This window comes from Actinomadura bangladeshensis (assembly GCF_004348335.1).
In the GTDB taxonomy this organism is placed as follows: Bacteria; Actinomycetota; Actinomycetes; order Streptosporangiales; family Streptosporangiaceae; genus Spirillospora; species Spirillospora bangladeshensis.
The window spans coordinates 1-2,125 of record NZ_SMJW01000502.1 but is presented as its reverse complement, the minus strand read 5'-3'; the positions used below and the strand labels follow the sequence as shown (position 1 = coordinate 2,125).

The 2,125-nt window shown below is 67.6% G+C and carries 1 protein-coding gene; it reads right to left on the bottom strand.

Features of this window, described 5'->3' with window-relative positions; translation table 11 throughout:
- Positions 1-2,095 (bottom strand): LamG domain-containing protein (locus tag E1284_RS40360; protein WP_131945382.1); only part of this gene is annotated, 2,095 nt, incomplete at its 3' end.
- Positions 2,096-2,125 lie beyond the last annotated feature (30 nt).

The window sequence follows — 2,125 nt, the reverse complement described above, 5'->3', positions numbered from 1 at the left end:
TCCATGCCGCCGGCACCTGCGGGCTCGGCGTCCCGGCGTCGCCGTTGACATAGACCTGCAGCTTCTTGGTGGTGTCGTCGTACATCCCGACCAGATGGGTCCAGGTGTCCAGCTCCGCCTGGTGCGGGGAGTACGCCTGATACGCCCCCTCCTCGGTGGAGTCGGACTCGACCTTGGACAACACCCACTTCTGGGTCGCGGGCTCGTACTTGAGGTAGAACCCGCTCTTGCTCGTTCCGTCCTGGCTGAGCACCGTGCGGGTGCGCCCGCCAGGATCCCCCAGACGGACCCAGGCCGACACCGAGAAGCTCTTGCCGGTATCGACCAGTGGTGTGCCGGTGGAGGCGTAGCCGGTTCCGTCCAAGGTCAAAGCGGTCCCGAGCTGCCCCGGCTGCCCGAGGTTCGCGCCGCCCTGCAAGGTCGCGGTGACCGCCGGTTCACCATCGCGCGTCTGCGCCGCCGCGGTCGTGGAACCGGCCGCCTCGTCCAGCGTGAAACGCGCCTTGGCCGGAGCGCCCTCATTGGCCAGGAAGTTGATGCTCGCAGCCGCGGAGTTCTGCCCCGAGGGTCCAAACGCCACCACGGTCACCGAGTTGGGTCCGTACTGGTTCGGGGCGAGCCTGATCGTCCGCGCAGCACCGGCGGTGGTGGCCACCGACATGATCGGCACCTGGTTGAGCCTGACGTCGTACCGGTCGGCGACCCCCTCAGGGTCGGTGATGGTGAACAGCCCTTCCTGCCCCACACCGCCGTGCCACTGGTCGTCGTCGGGATAGTCGGTGGAGGTGATGGTCGGGGCCGGCTTGGCCGGGTCGTAGATGAAGTAGCAGGCCGGCGGTGCCCCTGCCGACGACCAAGGGCTGTACTGCTCCCCGTCGTAGGCCCGCGCGTGCCAGCCGATGAGCGTCCGCTGCGGGATCGTGTCCGGCATCACGGTGCTGCGCTGCGTCCCCGACTTGGCCGCCGGAGCGATCAGTCCCGACGACCACCGCTGGACGAAGCCCTTCCCGTCACCGGTGTCCCAGTTCGAGGCGAACTCGGGCAGGACCTTGTTCTCGTCCTCGTCGTCGGGATCGGAGAAGTAGCCCGACAGGGTCGGCACCCGGTTGATGACGACCGGGTCGCTCTTCGGCGCACACACCCCGCCCGGCTTGGTGGTCATCGACTTGTAATTGGGGGCGTAGGGCGGATTGTTGTACTGGATCGACAGGTAGGCGTCGTCGGCGAACCGCTTCCACCAGTCCATCGTCGACTCGCTATAGGCCCTCAACCCGAAGGTGATGGTGCCATACCCCTTGTCCAGAGCCGACTGCACGTGAGAGCGCAGCAGCGACCCGCCGAACTCCACCGGCGCCCTCGAGCAGTACGCCACGTCCCGCGAAGTCAGACGCTCTCCCCACACCGATGAGTTGTTGGTGTTGCTCCAGGTCGCATATGACTGCAACTTCGTTGTGCGCCACAACTGCACCGAGGTGGCGTTCTTGCAGTTGTAAGCACTGGTCTCGTACGCGGTGAACTCCACCGCCTGGACATACCGGCCCTTCAGCGACGGCAAGGACACCCGGTAGAACAACCGCTTGGTCTGGTTCTTCACACAGTTGGCGTCCTTGGCCACCTCGCAGCGTCCAAGGCCTTCGGTCGACTTGCCGTTGAACATGTAATAGGACTGGTCCGGATATCCGGACGACACCATCCCCCAGGCCGACGCCTTATGCGCACCCCACACCGGGTCGATGTACACCGGGAACGTGGTGTCCGCCGCGGTCAGCAGCCCCTGGTCGGGGATCAGCGTGAGCGCGCCACCGGAAGCGGTCACCTTGATCGGCGCGGTCTTGGCCCCCTCCGCCGGGCCCTGGTCAGGGTCCGCGGCCGCCCCTTGCGGCGGGGTCGACGTCGCCGACCTCTGGGCGCCGGCCGGTGCCTTGGTGGAGTCCCACATCATCGGCGACGGCGCATCGAACACCGCCGTCCCCGCGGAGGTCCTGGCGGTCAGCACCCCGCCGGCCGGCTCCTGCGTCACCGACAGGCCCGGCGCCGACAGCGACAGCGCGAGCCGCGCCAACCGCGGATCCTTGGCGGCTTCGGCCGTCTTCACCACCAGCGTGTGCGCGAACCCGTCCGCCTC